Consider the following 14,593-nt stretch of genomic DNA (forward strand, 5'->3'; position numbering starts at 1 on the left):
TTAGGAGTTTGGCACCCAATATGAGAGGAGAGTCCTCATGGCCGTCCTGTTTATCGAATACCCCAAGTGCACTACCTGCAAAAAGGCCAAGAAATGGCTGGATGAGCATGGCGTCGAGTACACCGATCGCCATATCGTCGAGGATAATCCCACGGCGGCGGAGCTGGCGGAGTGGCACGAGCGCTCCGGCCTGCCGCTGCGTCGCTTCTTCAACACGAGCGGCATGAAGTACCGCGAGCTCGGCATCAAGGCTAAGCTCGACGCCGGCATGACGGACGAGGAGGCGTACGCCCTGCTCGCCACGGATGGCATGCTGGTCAAGCGCCCGATCATCGTGACCGACAACGCGGTTCTCACGGGCTTTAAAGAGGCCGCGTGGGAGGAGGCGCTGCTCTAAGCGTCTGTTGGAAATAGGAGGGCCGCCGTCGGTCCATGCCTCGGCTCTCCCTTAAAAATGTCTATGGGAATTGTCTTGTTGAGGACAGTGAAACGTCAGAATGCCATAGGTAATTTCCGTTTTGCCATAGACGGTCTTGTGAGGGGTACTGGTGGAGATACACGAACTGGAAGGGCTTGCCCATGCTGTTGCGGATGGGCGGATGTCACCCGAGGAGCTGGTGCGCTGTTTGCGCGTCGATGCGGTGACCAATTTGGGATATGCCTGCGTTGACAATCAACGTGGCGTCCGCACCGGTGTGTCCGAAGTGATATACGGTGCGGGGAAGACGCCCGAGCAGATTGCCGGCATCGTTTCCGCGATGCTTGCCGTCGGACAGGAGCGGGTGCTCATCTCACGCCTGGATGCGCAAAAGGCAGAGCGGCTGCGGGGTCTTGGATGCGGCTTTTCGTATCACCAAGGCGCTCGTGCCGGTGTGGTGGGCGAGCTGCCCGAACCCAACGGGAACGGGGAGATCCTCATCATCACCGCCGGCACAAGCGACATTCCAGTTGCAGAGGAGGCCGCGCTGACTGCGCGGTTTTTGGGAAACCGCGTACGCGTGGTGCACGATGCGGGCGTTGCTGGGATTCATAGGCTCCTCTCGCACGGTGAGGATATCTCCGGCGCGCAGGTAATCATCGCGATCGCCGGCATGGAGGGAGCGCTGCCCAGCGTGGTCGCTGGGTTGGCGAGCTGCCCGGTCATCGCGGTTCCCACGAGCGTGGGTTACGGGGCGAATCTCGGTGGCGTCACCGCCCTGCTTGCCATGGTGAACAGCTGCGCGAGCGGCGTCTCGGTGGTCAACATCGATAACGGTTTTGGTGCTGCCTACCAGGCGTCTTTAATCAACCATCTTTCGAGCGGGGAGGCGTGATGCATATGAAGTGCGAGGGAAGAGACGACGGCGAGCTCCGCGTGGGCGACTCGAGTGCCGCGCTGTGGCTCGATTGCCAGGCGGGTATTGCGGGCGATATGCTCGTGGCGGCGCTGCTCGATGCGGCTCCGGACCGCGCGGAGGCGGAGGCGGTCGTGACGGCAGCCCTGGAGAGCCTACATGTGGAGGGATTCGACATCGCGGTGACGCGCGTGGTGAAGGCGGGCCTGTCGTGCCTTGATTTCAATGTGATCCTCGACGAGGCGCATGAGAATCACGATCACGATATGGAATATCTGCACGGCCACGCGCACGCCGCACACGGGGCGTGTGAGCATGCGCTCCACGAGCACGAGCACGAGCACGAGCACGAGCACGAGCACGAGCACGCCCACGCCCACGCCCACGCCCACGAGCACATACATCGCGGGCTCGCCGAGGTCGAGGCCATCATCGCCGCTGCCCGCGTGACGCCCCGCGCGCGCACGCTCGCGAGCCGCGCCTTCGGCATCCTCGCCGCCGCTGAGGCTGAGGCGCACGGCGTGGCGATCGACCAGGTCCATTTCCACGAGGTGGGCGCCGTCGATTCCATCGCCGACATCCTCGCGGCGTCGGTGCTCATCGATTATCTCGGCATCGGCCGCGTCTGCGTACCCGTTCTCGTTGAGGGCCACGGAACGGTCCGCTGCCAGCACGGGGTCATCCCGGTGCCTGTCCCCGCGACCCTCAACATTTGCGCCGCGCACGGCTTGCCGCTCGCCCCGTGCGAGGTGGAGGGCGAGCTCGTCACACCAACGGGTGCTGCTCTCGTTGCCGCCCTCGACCCCGCCTTCGATTTGCCTGCGCGGTACACCGTTCGCGCCGTCGGCCTTGGCGCCGGAAAACGCACCTACAGCAGGCCTTCGGTTCTGCGCGCGGTGCTCATAGAAGAGGAGCGCGGCTCGGGGCTGCAAACCTCGGTGGATTCGGAAGGGGTTTGGACGCGCGCCGCCGAGCTCGAGGCGCCGACGAGGATCGTCAAGCTCGAGTGCGATATCGACGATGCGACATCGGAGCAGATGGCGTATGCAGCCTCCGAGCTCGCTCGTGCCGGCGCGCGAGAGGTGCACTGGCTGCCCATTTTCTCCAAGAAGGGTCGCCCCGCTTATCAGTTGCAGGTGCTGTGTCAGTCCAGCGAGGTCCCAGCGCTGGAATCGATCATCTTCGCCGAAACCCCCACCCTCGGCATTAGGCGCATCGAATGCGAGCGTACGGTTCTCGCGCGTGAGCGCGCGACGGTCCAAACCCCCTTTGGGCCCGTTACGGTTAAGCGCGCGACGCTCCCAGACGGCACGAAGCGCGTTAAGCCTGAATACGAGGACTGTGCCGCCTTAGCGCGCACGTGTGGGGTCCCGCTGCACGAGGTGGTCGAAGCCGCCATTTTGTCCGCGCGGTAAAACCCCAGGTGAGCGGGGTCTGAGAACCCCGTCTACTTGGCTGTGCGAGAGATTCGTTACAAAAACGGTCGATTTGCGGCATGCGCGGCCGATTTTGCGTCGCGGGGCTACGATACACTAGTTAATCGGGCGCGCCACATGTCCGAATGCCTGCGGGGTCGGTGTCTGCCGCCGCGTCGAGGAGTCTTTGAAGTCGGCATGGAAGAACGAAAAGATGGGGGATCGGTATGAAGCTCATCATTGCATCGGATATTCACGGCTCTGCCTATTGGACAGAGCGCCTTATGAGCGTAATTGACCATGAGCGCCCCGATCACGTGGTGCTTCTTGGCGACCTGCTTTACCATGGCCCCCGCAACGACCTTCCGCGCGATTATGCGCCCAAGCGCGTGATCGCGCTGCTCAACGAGCTTGCTTTGTCCGGCCGCTTGGTCGCGGTGCGGGGTAACTGCGAGGCAGAGGTCGACCAGATGGTGCTTGACTTCCCCTGTATGGCGGACAGCGCCACGCTGATTGACCCGCAGGGCCGCACGCTGTTCTGCACGCACGGTCACGTGTTCGGCGCGGGCATGCACAACAGCGTCGACCGTGTTCCGTGCCTTCCTCAGGGCTCCGCGCTGCTGTACGGGCACACGCACGTCAAAGTGAACGGCCCGAGTAGTGAACACTCCGGGCTGTGGTTATTCAACCCTGGCAGCGTGTCGATCCCCAAAGACGGAACGAACAGCTGTGGCACCTACGACAGCGAAAAACCGCTGGATCAGGCCTTCGACCACGTACTGTTGTAAAAACAGCACTTCGAGCGGAAATGAGGAGAAGACCATGGCCGAATGGAAAGAGACGGACTCGTCGAGTTTGGCGGCCCTCACGCGTGATACGTCCACGCTTGCAGATGCGGCGGAGAGCATGCAGAGTCTGGTCGAGACTATCTGGCGCCTGCGTCAGCCGGACGGCTGCCCGTGGGATCGAGAACAGACCCACGAGAGCATTGCCAAGAACATGATCGAGGAAGCCTATGAGGCCGTCGACTGCATCGAACAAAATGACGAGGTCCATCTGCGCGAGGAGCTCGGCGATGTGCTCATGCAGGTGGTTCTGCACGCGCAGATCGCGGCGGATGCTGGTGCCTTCACCATGACGGACGTTGCGCGCGACATCAATCGAAAGCTGATTCGCCGCCATCCCCACGTGTTCGGCGATGACACCGGCGCAGCCAAGGACGCCCGCGAAGTGCTCGAGATCTGGGATAGCGTAAAGCTTTCCGAGAAGAGCGACAAGGATTCGGCCGCCGTTGCCCAAGGCCAGATGCCGCAAGGTTTGCTCGATGGGGTGCCGAGGGCTCTTCCCGCCCTGATGGAGGCGCAAAAGGTCTCGCGCAAGGCGGCTGCCGTCGGGTTCGAATGGGAGACCGTCGAGGACGTGTGGGCAAAGGTCGCCGAGGAGCGCGCCGAGTTCGAGGCCGAGGATCCGCGCAGCGAAGCGCGCGCCATGGAGTTCGGGGACATGCTCTTCGCCCTCGTCAACGTCGCCCGCAAAGAGGGCATCGACGCGGAGAGTGCGTTGCGCGCGAGCACCGCGAAGTTTCGTGCGCGTTGGGAATCCATGGAGGGCGCGGCGTATCGCAAAGGAATGCCAATTGAGGGCCTCACGACGGACGAGCTCAACGAGCTGTGGGATCACTCCAAGCGGGGTTAGATCGGGCGCTCATCCACATCCATCCAAAGCGGAGGCCGGCAAGCGTGAGCGCCAGTCCGAGTCCGGTATAGAAGACGGCGATGAAGACTTCGGGCGCAAGGCCGAATGCCCTGATCGAGATGCCTCCCGTCATCATGACCGCCATGATGAGGAATGCCGGGACATCGAAGAACTTGAGGAAGAAGTGGCGCTCCTCTTCGTACGAGGCAATGCGCGCCGTGTGCTTGACCACGAGCTTCCCGAACACGAAAAGCCAGAAGACGGCGCCCACCGCGGCGGAAAGCAAGACGTTGATCGGGGTCACGTGGTTGTTGGCGTAGGCTTCGAAGCCTATGCGGGCGATGTTGATGCCCGCGGCAAGCCAGACGATGCTCGCGATGAGTAGCAGCGTGTGCTTGCGGACGGTGAATAGGTTCATGGGGCCTCCTTAGATGGTTCGTCCGCGGTTATGCGCGCGACGAATGAGGACGAAATACGAGGCAGGCGGCAACGCCGGCGACGAGCACGCTCAGGATGACCGAGGGCGTTGTGCCGAGCTTGATGAAAGGGATGCCCACAAGCAGGCCGATGACGTAGGGGACGAGCCAGGCGATCCACACGGCGGCGCTCAGACGGTGAAACGTCTGCTCACGCTTGAGGGCACTGGCGTTATGGGCTCTGCCCTGCACGTAGACGACCGTTGCCCAGATGGCATGGAAGAGCATGAGGACGATGGCGGCGAGTCCGGTTATGCCGTGGATGGCGGGCGTAGTGGCGGTGCTTTCGCGCGCAATGATGCTCATGAGCGTGGTGCCGGTGGTGTCGCACGCAAGGCCGCACCAGAAGAAGACGAGGTGGATCCCGCGCAGGCGACCGTCAGCGCGCTCCTTGAACACGCCGATGGTATACAGGATGAGAGCGCCAGTGATGGCAAGGCTGGCGAACATGAGCATGGGGGACATGAAAGCTCCTTTCAAGCGGCGTCACTATGACCCCGCAAGGCGGTGTATAATATGAACGATGTTCATATGAACGGCGTTCATATTAGGAGCATGGCACTGTGGAAACAAGTCGGGGGCCGGCTTGCTGGTAAAGACCCTGAACGTTCCACGCTTCTGTTCAGAAGGGAAGGCGGGGCCATGAGCAGCAAGAAGGCGATTTCACGCAATCGTATTATCGAGGTCGCGTTTGGCATGGCGCGCGAATCGGGGCTGCCGTCGCTCAGCGTGCGCGCCATCGCAGAGGCTTGCGGCGTGGCGACCGGCACGATATATAACCATGTGCCCGACGTCGCCGAGCTGCGAACGGAGGTACTGCAGCGTTTTTGGCGCGAGGCGATCGAAGCAGCGGAGCTCGAGACGTGCACGCGCGATGCCGAGACCGCGCTGGACTACTGCCGTCGTCTTTCGGATGCCCTGTCTAGCTCGCTCGAGGGGTTCCGCACCGCGTGGCTCCGCGACATGGGGGCGCTCGACGGCAGGACGCGTCAGCGGACCATGGAGGCGGAGCGAGCATGTCTGGGGGACCTGCACGAGACGGTCAGGCACGCATTCGAGAGGGACGCGGCTATCACCAGCCGGGCTCGCGATCGCGTTCAAATGGATGCGGTGGTGGACTTCGCCTGGCAGGCGATGCTCGACGCGATGAAACGGGGCGATGGGTCATGTGAGACGCTTTTTGCCCTCATGGAGCTCGCGCTCTATACGTAGCTCGCAAAGCCTGCACATCTGCATTCGCCCCGCGTGCCATAATGAGGGAAACAAAGCGCACATACACCCTCAACCGCACAAGGCGCATATGGCATCTACTTCGAACACAACTGCACGTATCTCTCGCGGAATCGATCCCGGCAAGACCGGAGACCTTTCTGCTGCCCGTCAGGCCGCAGCGGTGCATGCCGCCGAGGCGCGAGTCGCGGCCAAGCGCGCGTCGGCTCTGGAGCACATGAACGGCAAGCCGGGCTCCGCAGGCGACGAGGGGGCGGCGACGGCAAAGCCCACCCGGCGTTCGGCACGGGGGAGCGAGGTCGCAGCACGTGAGAAAAAAGAGCGCCGCGATGCTCGCAAGCAGGGTTCCCACAGTTCCGGCCGCGCGGGCCTTCGTTCGCCGTTGGCGGGAGGGCCTGCTGGCGGTGCGCGGGTAGGCACCGGTCGCAGGGGTCGCGGAAATGCGCCCCAAAATTCGCAGGACTCTCAGCGGGCTGCCATGAAGTACGCGACGGACAACCGGGCGGTTCGATGGCTATACGATTTCACCACGGGTCCGAGCCGCCATCTGTTCTATCTGCTTGTCGCCGCAATCGTGGGCGTGGGCGTGTACATGCCCGTGCGTGACTTTTTCATTGCCCATCGCACCGAGGCGATTTTGCAAGAGCAGAAGGCTATTCGCGAAACCTATAACGATTCGTTGGGAGAAGAGGTCGAGTCCCTGCTCTCGCAGGAGGGCATTGAGGACGCGGCGCGCAGAGACTACGGCATGGTCATGCCTGGCGAGAAGACCATCACAGTTGAGGGCCTGGACGAGAACGGCGACCCGGTTGTGGTCGATACCAGCGCGCAGGGCGAGGATGGGGAGGCCTCGGGCGGTGCCTCTGACGCGAACGCTGCCTCCGAGGAGGATCCCGCAAACGCCAATGGCGCCGCATCCAAGCAGGAGAAGGACACGATCAAGGGGGCCGATGCGGCAAGTAAGGACGCCTCATCTGCTGACAATGGCTCCTCAAAGTCCATGGACAACCCCAAGACGTCGGCGGAAGTGGAGGCCGCCGAGCAGGCGGTTCTCGAGAATTCCGCCTGGTACTGGAAGGTGCTTGACGTGATCTTCTTCTTTGATGGCGTCAACGGCATGGCGGTTGTCTCAACGGGGGAATAGGAGTATCCATGGTAAAGCTCGCTGCCATCGACTTGGGAACGGTGTCGTCGCGTCTGTTGTGTGCGACCATGCGCGATGGGGCGATCGGCGAATCCCGCAAGCACACGGTCATCACCGATTTGGGCGAGGGCGTGGATGCGCGGGGAGTGTTTTCTGCAGCCGCGATCGAGCGCGTGATGGACGCATGCCGGGAGTTCGTCGATGAGGCCCGCTCGTATGGAGCATCTCGGGTGTGCACGACGCTCACGAGCGCCGCGCGCGATGTGTCGAACGGGGACGCGCTGCTCGAACAGTTGAGCGACCTTGGCCTTGAGCCGCAGGTCATTCCGGGCGAGGTTGAGGCGCGCCTGACGTTTTACGGTGTTGCGCACGATTTCCCCGGCGAGCGTATCGCCGTGGCAGATTCGGGCGGCGGCTCGACCGAAATCGTGGTTGGGACATATGCGCCCAGCTCTGAGGGCGACGCTTTTGCACTCGAGTGCGCCCGTTCGCTCGATATCGGGTGCCGTCGGGTGACGGAGCGCTTTTTCTCTGCTTTGCCGCCTCGTGGTGAGGAGCTTGACGCCGCGGTCGCGTGGATGCGACCCCAGTTCGATGCTTATTGGCGGGCGCTGGACGAGCGACCTGACCGCCTCATCGCGGTTGGCGGTACGGTAACGTCGCTCGTGGCGATGGTCCATGAGCTGACCGTATACGATTCGCACTTCGTGCACTTGCGTGAGTTGACGATATACCAGGTGGAGAACGCAATTGCCAAGATGCGAGCCATGGGGATCGAGGAAATTGCCGCATTGCCGGGAATTCAGGCAAAGCGCGCTCCGGTTATTCTGGCGGGAGCGGTCGTTATGCGCGAGCTTATGCGCTCGGGTGGTTACGACCGCCTGACGGTGAGCGAGAACAGCCTGCTTGCGGGTTCCGCGGCAACGATGTGTGAGGCAATGGCGGGCGAGGCCCCCGTGATTGGCTGGATGCCGACGCTCAGCGCTTTGTAGCGCCGGCGGAACACCTCCGGACAGGCTCCTGGACGGCCTTTTCATCCTGTGGTGCCTGGACATGAAAAAGCCCCATCGCTGGGGCTCACAAATCTTATGGTGCGGGCGAAAGGACTTGCGCCCGCCTTTGGCGTTCGCGGCTTCGGGCCTTCCGGCCCTCGCACGCTCGGCTACGAACAGGCCAAAGGGCCTGTTCGCTTAACGCCTCGCGACCCTAATGGGTTCAAGTCCATGCGTGGTGCCTGGACATGAAAAAGCCCCATCGCTGGGGCTCACAAATCTTATGGTGCGGGCGAAAGGACTTGAACCTTCACGGGGTTGCCCCCATATGGACCTGAACCATACGCGTCTGCCAATTCCGCCACGCCCGCATGGATTTACATACTAGCGAAAGTGCTTTTGCGGTTCAAGAACTTTTTAGAACGGATTTTGCCCCAGGGCGATGCCGACCTCGGTGGTCTGACGGGCCACGCCTACGAAAGTGTGGCCGGTGCTCAGATGGTATTTTGTCCCCTGCGGCAAGCTCTTTGTCGTAGATCTTTGAGCGGATAAAACTAGAGACGCTTCCGTGCAGCGTCTCGCTCCCGATCTTATTCACAAGCCCTCCTGTCCGTGCGGCTTGTTTGTCCCCTTCAGGATATCCCCTGATAGGGTGTTATTTTTCCGAACCGGTGAGCGGGGCGGTTAACGGCATCGTTGTTTGTGCGTGAGGGGAAACCAAGTACATGCCCGTGCGCGGCGCACCGTGGTACACTTTCTCGGCATGGGGGCGTGGCGGAATTGGCATACGCAGGAGACTTAAAATCTTCGGCCTTCGGGATTGTGGGTTCGAGTCCCACCGCCCCTACCAGCGCGATATCGGTCCCGGCGACGGGGCCGTTGTGGTTTTGGGCGCATTGCGGGGACTCGAACCCGAGAGGGCGCGGAGCTGAGGAAACGGCCGCGCCGTTTTCCAGCGGAGCTCGCGAGGGCCGCCGGGCCCGAAGCGGGGCGCGGGCGGCGGAGCCGCACGCGGAGTCCCACTGCCCCTACCAGCGCGATATCGGTCCCGGCGACGGGGCCGTTGCGGTTTTACCAGACGCCGAGGACCATGCTCATCGTCTCGGTCATGGCGTCTTCGTTGATGGCCCATTCGCCGTCTTTTCGGACGAGCTCGCTCCCAAAGAACGTCTCCTGCTCGGCGTCGATGTCCGCCATTCCCTCGGTGAACATGTCTCCGACCTTAGTTTTCTCTGCATCGCTCAGTGGGCGGAGGTTCCATTCTTCGTCCCAGGCGTCAATGTCCTTGAGGTAGCGGTCGATTTCATCGTAAATATCCTGGAGCTCAAAAATGCCGCCGGCCGTCGTGTAGCTCACATAGACCGTGGCGGTGTTGTCCTCGGTATACACAAAGCAGGAGTCGATCGTATACGAGAGATGGCTCATCTCCCAGTCCGCCCACGCTTGGGCATCGATGCCAAGCTCTTCACAGGTGCCGAGGAGGGCGCTATCGCAATCTGCGTTGAGTGTTTTCACTAGCAGGTCGCGTGTGTGGTCGCTGACGAGCTCGGCACTTAGGTATTCGTCTACGAGGGCGATGCATTCCTGCTCATCGAGCTCGTAGTCGGAAGGCACGCCTGCATCGGCATCATCTTGCGGCGCATCCGGGCCGATGGGGTCCGAGTCGAAATCGATTTCGGGCTCGGGTTCAAGGAGGGATGCCAACGGTGCCGTAACGTCTCTAACGAGGTCAAATGCCGTGCTGAACAGGGATGGCACGATATTGACCAGAGCAATGAGGATGATGATCAGGCTAAAGACCGATCGCTTGCCGCGGCGCGGCTTCGTCGTGTCCTTGGGGGCTGCCTTTGCGGCGCGGCGCTCGCTTTTTGCCTTTGCCCGGGCGGCCTGTTTGCGCTGGCGTGGGGTTAGCCCATCGCCGCTCGGCTTTTTGGGCGCGTCGGAATCTGGAGCGCTGTAGTTGTCACGCATCTTGGTGGGGCTGGTGTAGGGCTCTTCTCCAAACGCGCAATCCTCGGCATGGTGACGGTCTGCGAGCAGATCGGGCGCGTCGGGCTCATCCCACGGGAGGGTGGGTTCGCCGGCGTTGAACGGGTCGACCTGGGTGTCGTGCTTGCTGCGTCGTGCCATGGGCCCTCCCTCATATGCGTGCGGGGCGCCGTGGGGCGGTGCCGCCGTCGAGCCTCGATGGTGCGGGCGCGGTGCGGCGAGTGACCCCCGGCTGGCCCAGTATACCGCCCGCCGCCGCGGGGGCCGCTCTCCCGCCGTTCGCGGGAAACAGGCGGTATGTGGGAACGGGGTGAACGGCGAGCGGGTATTATGCTCCCAACGAACCCTTCGTTCTAAGGATCGGACATGTTCTTCATTTTCGACTTTCTCGGCGGTCTCGTCGGCTTGCTGGTGATCTTTTTAATCGTCGGCGTCGTCACCGGCAATCTGTTCTTCGTGGTCAAGCAGCAGCACGCCGTCATCATCGAGCGCCTGGGCAAGTTCCATCGTATCGTGCCCGCGGGCTTCCATGCCAAGATCCCCTTCGTCGACCGCAAGGCGGCGACGGTCTCTCTGCGCACGATGAAGAACGGCTTCGACATCGACGTCAAGACTGAGGACAACGTCACCATCGGGCTCGAGGTCTCGGCGCAGTACCACGTGAGCTACGAGATGGGCACGCAGCCAAGCGAATCCGGCGTGTACAAGAGCTACTACATGCTCCAGCAGCCCGTCGCCCAGATGCGCGACTTCATCACCGACGCCCTGCGCTCCTCCATCCCCGTCTACACGCTCGACGAGGTCTTCGCCAAGAAGGACGACATCGCCAAGGACGTGAACGCCACCGTGTCCGAGCAGATGGACGCCTACGGCTTCACCCTGGTGAGCACGCTCATCACCAAGATCGCGCTGCCCGCCGAGGTCGAGGATTCCATGAACCAGATCAACGCCGCGCAGCGCACCAAGGCCGCGGCGCAGGACCTCGCCGAGGCCGACCGCATCCGCCGCGTCACCGAGGCCAAGGCGGAGGCGGAGGCCATGGAGAAGGCCGGCGAGGGCATCGCCAACCAGCGCAAGGCCATTGCCATCGGCATCAAGGACTCGCTCGAGACCATCCAGGAGACGGGCGTGGGCAACGATGAGGCCAACCAGCTCTTCATGTTCACGCAGTGGACCGAGATGATGAATGAGTTCGCCAAGAGCGGTCGCGCCAGCACCGTGGTGCTGCCCACCGATTTCACGCAGAGCGCGGGCATGTTCGAGCAGATGCTGGCGGCGAGTCAGGCGAACGACTCGGCCCCGGTGCCCGCAGCGCCTCCCGTGCCCCCGGTGGAGCCGCGGGGTTAGGATGCGCGTGCGTGCACGGCGCGCAAAGGGGCAGGCGCATTATACCCGCATGCAGGTAAACTGGGTATAAGCCATCATGATTGCAAGAGGGGGCCGACGATGCGGCCCTTTCGCCTGAAGAGAGAGGGGAAGCGATGAGCAGCTCGCGAAAGATGTTGAAGCTTGTGGCCATCGTGGCGGCCATCACGGGACTCGCCATGTGGACATTCGGCCTGGCGGTCGCCGGCGCCGGCCTGTTCGGCGGGACGGCGATCTCGGGGACCGACGCCGCGCCGCTGTACATGGGCGTGTCCGGCGTCTCGGGTCTGTGCTTTGTGGTGATGGGCTTGATGGGCATGCGCGCGTCCAACGTGCCGTCGCGCAGCGGCACGTCGATTGTCACGGCCTTTGGCTCACTGGCGGTGAGCGCCGTTGCGGTGCTGTTCTGGTCGTGGCAGGGCTTTGTTAAGATCGACGCTCCGAATGCCGTGCTGCTCGTTGTGGGCGTGCTCGAGGCGCTCACGATCCTCTTCTTCGCACGTAAGGTCAAGAAGGAGCACGATACCTGGCACTAAGGCCATATTCCCGCCGTACATCCGCCCCGGTGCATTAAGGTGCACCGGGGCGGTTCGGTTCGGGGCGTCCGCGCGGTTTGCGGGCGCCCCTTTTTCATGTCGGATTTCCGCGATGCGCCGATCGGGACTTCCCCATGTGGTGCTGGGTCCTCGGGGGCGTCGGGCGGTTTATTCGCCGCGAATCCAGCGGATCGAGAGGAGCCTCGCGAACGGCCGCTCCAGCTGCGGTGCCGCGCACAGCGCGACGGTGGCGGCGGTGAGGACCACGATCACGGCGGCGCCGGCGAACGGGTCGTCCATCCATGCGAACTCGTACAGGGGCGTATGGAAGGTCAGCCATGCCCGGGCGAGGCGATGGAGTACGTAGACTTGGAGCGTGCGCCTGCCGAGGGTGGTGAGCCAACCTGTGGCGGTGGGCGCGAGTTTGAGAACGGCCAGTGACATGAGGGCACCCATCAAGAAGGCGGTGAGCCTTTGGGCGATTCCCTCAAAAAGCCCGTTTGCATATGGGTTGTCTCCATAGACCATCGGGAAGAACCAGCTGTATGAATCCGTGTCGATGAGGCGCATTGCCACCACGATTCCCGCGAGGCAGAGGGCGGGCCATGGTATGTTGCGTCCATGCAGGCTCGCGACGGTTGCGGGGCGCAGGTAGTAACCGAGGGCAAAGCACGGCAGGAAAGCGCACGTGCGCCCGATGGCAAGAAAGCCGCTCGAGGTGTCCACCAGGCCCGAAAGCAGGGAGATCGCAATCGAGGCCACCATACCGCGCACCGTCCCAAGGCGGGCGAGCACGGGTGTCATCGCATACCAGCAGCCCATGGAGATGAGGTACCACGGCGCCGAGGTGAACGCGCAGATGCGCAGCGGCGTGAGTTTTGCCCCGTTTATGAGTGCGAGGGCGAGTTGGTAGGCAAAGCCCAGGGCGATAAACGAGATGATGCGATTGATCTTGAGTTTGCCGTTGCGATATGCGCTCTTTGCGAACAGGCCGGACATCAGCACGAAGAGCGGCATGTGGAAGAGGTAGACAACGTCGAAGGCGAAGCTGAGGACCGGATTGGTGTTGTGCACGGGATGGGCGATGTGGCCGAGCACGACGAGGATGATGAGGAGTCCTTTGAGGTTGTCGAACAGGGCGATGCGCCCTTCGGGGCTCGATGTGGCGCCATCCGCGCTATCCGAACCGACTCCGCCTGTTGCCTTGGCGCGCGCCAAGCTGTGCTCCTCCATGCATTCCCCTTTTCTGACACCTCGCGTTCACAATCCTAGCGTGAACGCACCTTGCTGGGGCGTGCGAGTAAGATATCTGCATATGTGTATGGACGGCCCCATGCGAGTGCGGGCTCGCGCGAAGAGCGCACGACAAGATTGGTTTTCGGCATGAACGTGAACGATGCGAGGATTGGCTTCATCGGATTCGGAAACATGGCGAGCGCCATGGCGGACGGCTGGATCGCGAGTGGCGCGGTTCCGGCGGGCAACATGTGCGCCTGCGCCGGCCGCTACGAGGCGCTGGTGCCCCGCTGTGAGCAGCGCGGCATGAAGGCGTGCGAGACCTCCCGGCAGGTTGTCGAGACGTCTGACGTCGTGGTCATCGCGGTGAAGCCGTATATGATCGAGTCGGTGCTCGCCCCACTTACCGATGCGCTCGAGGGCAAGGCGATCCTGTCTGTGGCGGCGGGTTGGAAGTGCGCGGATTACGAGCACGTGATTCCCGGGGCCCATCACTTGTCCACGGTTCCCAACACGCCCGTGGCGATCAACGAGGGCGTGATCGCCTGCGAGAGGGCCTCGACGCTGGCGGAGGCGGAGCACGAGCTCGTGTTCGACTTGCTTAAGCTGCTCGGCAGCCCCGTCGAGGTGGAGACGCACCTGCTTTCCGTCGCGGGCACGGTGGGTGGCTGCTCGCCGGCGTTCATAGCGATGGTGATCGAGTCGCTGGCGGATGCCGCCGTGAAGCACGGCATCCCGCGCGCGGTCGCTTACGAGATGGTGAGCCAGATGGTCGCCGGCACGGCGAAGCTGCAATTGGCGACCGGCATGCACCCCGGTGCCATGAAGGACGCCGTCTGCTCGCCCGGTGGCACGACCATCAAGGGGGTCGCGGAGCTCGAGGCCGCGGGGATGCGCTCTGCCTTCATCCGCGCCATCGACGTGATCGAGGGTTAGAAGAGACCGTCTTCGTCGTCGGGCCTGGGGCCTCGGTCGACGTAGATCTTGTGCGTGCGTTTCTCGAGCACGAAGGCGACGATGGCGAAAATCAGCACGCCAGCAAAGAACAGGACCGCAACGCCCGTGCGGGTGCCAAAGAGAAAATTGAACAGCTCATCCATGGTTACGTCCTGCTTTCTTGGCCGGGTCGCCTGTCGTTATAACGGGCACCAGTATATACTTGCAATGCACAATCTTGCACC

The 14,593-nt window shown here is 62.8% G+C and carries 16 protein-coding genes and 2 tRNA genes; 12 read left to right on the forward strand and 6 right to left on the reverse strand.

Translation table 11 applies throughout. From position 1 onward, the window contains the following. Positions 1–37 precede the first annotated feature (37 nt). From ACX9NZ_RS00165 to mazG, 5 genes are all read left to right on the forward strand, one after another. Positions 38–397, forward strand: coding sequence for an arsenate reductase family protein (locus tag ACX9NZ_RS00165; RefSeq protein ID WP_118652749.1), 360 nt, complete (start codon positions 38–40; stop codon positions 395–397). 151 nt (positions 398–548) lie between these two features. Further along, positions 549–1,313: a nickel pincer cofactor biosynthesis protein LarB gene (gene larB / locus ACX9NZ_RS00170; RefSeq protein ID WP_330006074.1), complete on the forward strand. Its 765-nt coding sequence runs from the start codon at positions 549–551 to the stop codon at positions 1,311–1,313. Then, the gene (gene larC / locus ACX9NZ_RS00175) at positions 1,313–2,749 is read left to right on the forward strand and encodes a nickel pincer cofactor biosynthesis protein LarC (protein ID WP_407496011.1); all 1,437 of its coding nucleotides are present in this window, start codon (positions 1,313–1,315) and stop codon (positions 2,747–2,749) included. The genes larB and larC overlap by 1 nt, the downstream gene beginning before the upstream one ends. Before the next feature lie 227 nt (positions 2,750–2,976). Further along, positions 2,977–3,537 carry a phosphodiesterase gene (gene yfcE, locus ACX9NZ_RS00180; RefSeq protein WP_302742653.1) on the forward strand — a complete coding sequence of 187 codons (561 nt, stop codon included), beginning with the start codon at positions 2,977–2,979 and terminating at the stop codon, positions 3,535–3,537. 34 nt (positions 3,538–3,571) lie between these two features. Next, complete coding sequence (gene mazG / locus ACX9NZ_RS00185; protein ID WP_118652755.1) at positions 3,572–4,444, forward strand: nucleoside triphosphate pyrophosphohydrolase; 873 nt, start codon at positions 3,572–3,574, stop codon at positions 4,442–4,444. Here the strand turns inward: mazG and ACX9NZ_RS00190 are convergent. Then, positions 4,410–4,862 carry a hypothetical protein gene (locus tag ACX9NZ_RS00190; RefSeq protein WP_407496014.1) on the reverse strand — a complete coding sequence of 151 codons (453 nt, stop codon included), beginning with the start codon at positions 4,860–4,862 and terminating at the stop codon, positions 4,410–4,412. The two genes, mazG and ACX9NZ_RS00190, sit on opposite strands and share 35 nt — an antisense overlap. Before the next feature lie 28 nt (positions 4,863–4,890). Then, a complete protein-coding gene (locus tag ACX9NZ_RS00195; RefSeq protein ID WP_407496016.1) occupies positions 4,891–5,385 on the reverse strand; it encodes an HsmA family protein in 495 nt (164 codons plus the stop codon). A gap of 177 nt (positions 5,386–5,562) precedes the next feature. On the opposite strand from ACX9NZ_RS00195, the gene ACX9NZ_RS00200 reads away from it, so the two are divergent. The 3 genes from ACX9NZ_RS00200 (at position 5,563) to ACX9NZ_RS00210 (ending at position 8,286) form a co-directional block, all read left to right on the forward strand. Continuing rightward, on the forward strand, positions 5,563–6,132 hold the full coding sequence (locus ACX9NZ_RS00200; protein WP_407496018.1) for a TetR/AcrR family transcriptional regulator: 570 nt from the start codon (positions 5,563–5,565) through the stop codon (positions 6,130–6,132). An 88-nt stretch (positions 6,133–6,220) separates the two neighbouring features. Continuing rightward, positions 6,221–7,294, forward strand: coding sequence for an FtsB family cell division protein (locus ACX9NZ_RS00205; RefSeq protein WP_407496020.1), 1,074 nt, complete (start codon positions 6,221–6,223; stop codon positions 7,292–7,294). A gap of 8 nt (positions 7,295–7,302) precedes the next feature. After that, positions 7,303–8,286: a Ppx/GppA phosphatase family protein gene (locus ACX9NZ_RS00210; RefSeq protein WP_407496022.1), complete on the forward strand. Its 984-nt coding sequence runs from the start codon at positions 7,303–7,305 to the stop codon at positions 8,284–8,286. A 284-nt stretch (positions 8,287–8,570) separates the two neighbouring features. Here the strand turns inward: ACX9NZ_RS00210 and ACX9NZ_RS00215 are convergent. After that, positions 8,571–8,657 (reverse strand) — tRNA-Leu (locus ACX9NZ_RS00215). Between the two features lie 394 nt (positions 8,658–9,051). Here ACX9NZ_RS00215 and ACX9NZ_RS00220 point away from each other — a divergent pair. Beyond that, positions 9,052–9,136 (forward strand) — tRNA-Leu (locus ACX9NZ_RS00220). Between the two features lie 221 nt (positions 9,137–9,357). On the opposite strand, the gene ACX9NZ_RS00225 is transcribed toward ACX9NZ_RS00220, so the two are convergent. After that, positions 9,358–10,416 (reverse strand): hypothetical protein, encoded by a 1,059-nt coding sequence (locus ACX9NZ_RS00225; RefSeq protein ID WP_407496024.1) that lies wholly within the window; start codon positions 10,414–10,416, stop codon positions 9,358–9,360. Between the two features lie 225 nt (positions 10,417–10,641). Here ACX9NZ_RS00225 and ACX9NZ_RS00230 point away from each other — a divergent pair, with 225 nt between their 5' ends. Further along, positions 10,642–11,622 carry an SPFH domain-containing protein gene (locus tag ACX9NZ_RS00230; RefSeq protein ID WP_294123152.1) on the forward strand — a complete coding sequence of 327 codons (981 nt, stop codon included), beginning with the start codon at positions 10,642–10,644 and terminating at the stop codon, positions 11,620–11,622. A gap of 134 nt (positions 11,623–11,756) precedes the next feature. Next, on the forward strand, positions 11,757–12,176 hold the full coding sequence (locus ACX9NZ_RS00235) for a hypothetical protein (protein ID WP_118652767.1): 420 nt from the start codon (positions 11,757–11,759) through the stop codon (positions 12,174–12,176). 168 nt (positions 12,177–12,344) lie between these two features. On the opposite strand, the gene ACX9NZ_RS00240 is transcribed toward ACX9NZ_RS00235, so the two are convergent. Next, positions 12,345–13,409 carry an acyltransferase family protein gene (locus tag ACX9NZ_RS00240; protein WP_294160155.1) on the reverse strand — a complete coding sequence of 355 codons (1,065 nt, stop codon included), beginning with the start codon at positions 13,407–13,409 and terminating at the stop codon, positions 12,345–12,347. Between the two features lie 150 nt (positions 13,410–13,559). Here ACX9NZ_RS00240 and proC point away from each other — a divergent pair, with 150 nt between their 5' ends. After that, positions 13,560–14,348: a pyrroline-5-carboxylate reductase gene (gene proC / locus ACX9NZ_RS00245; RefSeq protein ID WP_407496027.1), complete on the forward strand. Its 789-nt coding sequence runs from the start codon at positions 13,560–13,562 to the stop codon at positions 14,346–14,348. On the opposite strand, the gene ACX9NZ_RS00250 is transcribed toward proC, so the two are convergent. Further along, positions 14,345–14,512, reverse strand: coding sequence for a DUF6724 family protein (locus ACX9NZ_RS00250; RefSeq protein WP_407496029.1), 168 nt, complete (start codon positions 14,510–14,512; stop codon positions 14,345–14,347). The two genes, proC and ACX9NZ_RS00250, sit on opposite strands and share 4 nt — an antisense overlap. Between the last annotated feature and the right edge of the window lie 81 nt (positions 14,513–14,593).

The sequence above is a fragment of the Collinsella sp. BM28 genome (assembly GCF_054551995.1).

What these genes read in the sequence shown, in the direction of transcription:
- ACX9NZ_RS00165 (WP_118652749.1), top strand. Translation starts at nt 38, where the DNA reads ATGGCCGTCCTGTTTATCGAATACCCCAAGTGCACTACCTGCAAAAAG.
- larC (WP_407496011.1), top strand. Translation starts at nt 1,313, where the DNA reads ATGCATATGAAGTGCGAGGGAAGAGACGACGGCGAGCTCCGCGTGGGC.
- yfcE (WP_302742653.1), top strand. Translation starts at nt 2,977, where the DNA reads ATGAAGCTCATCATTGCATCGGATATTCACGGCTCTGCCTATTGGACA.
- mazG (WP_118652755.1), top strand. Translation starts at nt 3,572, where the DNA reads ATGGCCGAATGGAAAGAGACGGACTCGTCGAGTTTGGCGGCCCTCACG.
- ACX9NZ_RS00190 (WP_407496014.1), bottom strand. Translation starts at nt 4,862, where the DNA reads ATGAACCTATTCACCGTCCGCAAGCACACGCTGCTACTCATCGCGAGC.
- ACX9NZ_RS00195 (WP_407496016.1), bottom strand. Translation starts at nt 5,385, where the DNA reads ATGTCCCCCATGCTCATGTTCGCCAGCCTTGCCATCACTGGCGCTCTC.
- ACX9NZ_RS00200 (WP_407496018.1), top strand. Translation starts at nt 5,563, where the DNA reads ATGAGCAGCAAGAAGGCGATTTCACGCAATCGTATTATCGAGGTCGCG.
- ACX9NZ_RS00205 (WP_407496020.1), top strand. Translation starts at nt 6,221, where the DNA reads ATGGCATCTACTTCGAACACAACTGCACGTATCTCTCGCGGAATCGAT.
- ACX9NZ_RS00210 (WP_407496022.1), top strand. Translation starts at nt 7,303, where the DNA reads ATGGTAAAGCTCGCTGCCATCGACTTGGGAACGGTGTCGTCGCGTCTG.
- ACX9NZ_RS00225 (WP_407496024.1), bottom strand. Translation starts at nt 10,416, where the DNA reads ATGGCACGACGCAGCAAGCACGACACCCAGGTCGACCCGTTCAACGCC.
- ACX9NZ_RS00230 (WP_294123152.1), top strand. Translation starts at nt 10,642, where the DNA reads ATGTTCTTCATTTTCGACTTTCTCGGCGGTCTCGTCGGCTTGCTGGTG.
- ACX9NZ_RS00235 (WP_118652767.1), top strand. Translation starts at nt 11,757, where the DNA reads ATGAGCAGCTCGCGAAAGATGTTGAAGCTTGTGGCCATCGTGGCGGCC.
- ACX9NZ_RS00240 (WP_294160155.1), bottom strand. Translation starts at nt 13,409, where the DNA reads ATGGAGGAGCACAGCTTGGCGCGCGCCAAGGCAACAGGCGGAGTCGGT.
- proC (WP_407496027.1), top strand. Translation starts at nt 13,560, where the DNA reads ATGAACGTGAACGATGCGAGGATTGGCTTCATCGGATTCGGAAACATG.
- ACX9NZ_RS00250 (WP_407496029.1), bottom strand. Translation starts at nt 14,512, where the DNA reads ATGGATGAGCTGTTCAATTTTCTCTTTGGCACCCGCACGGGCGTTGCG.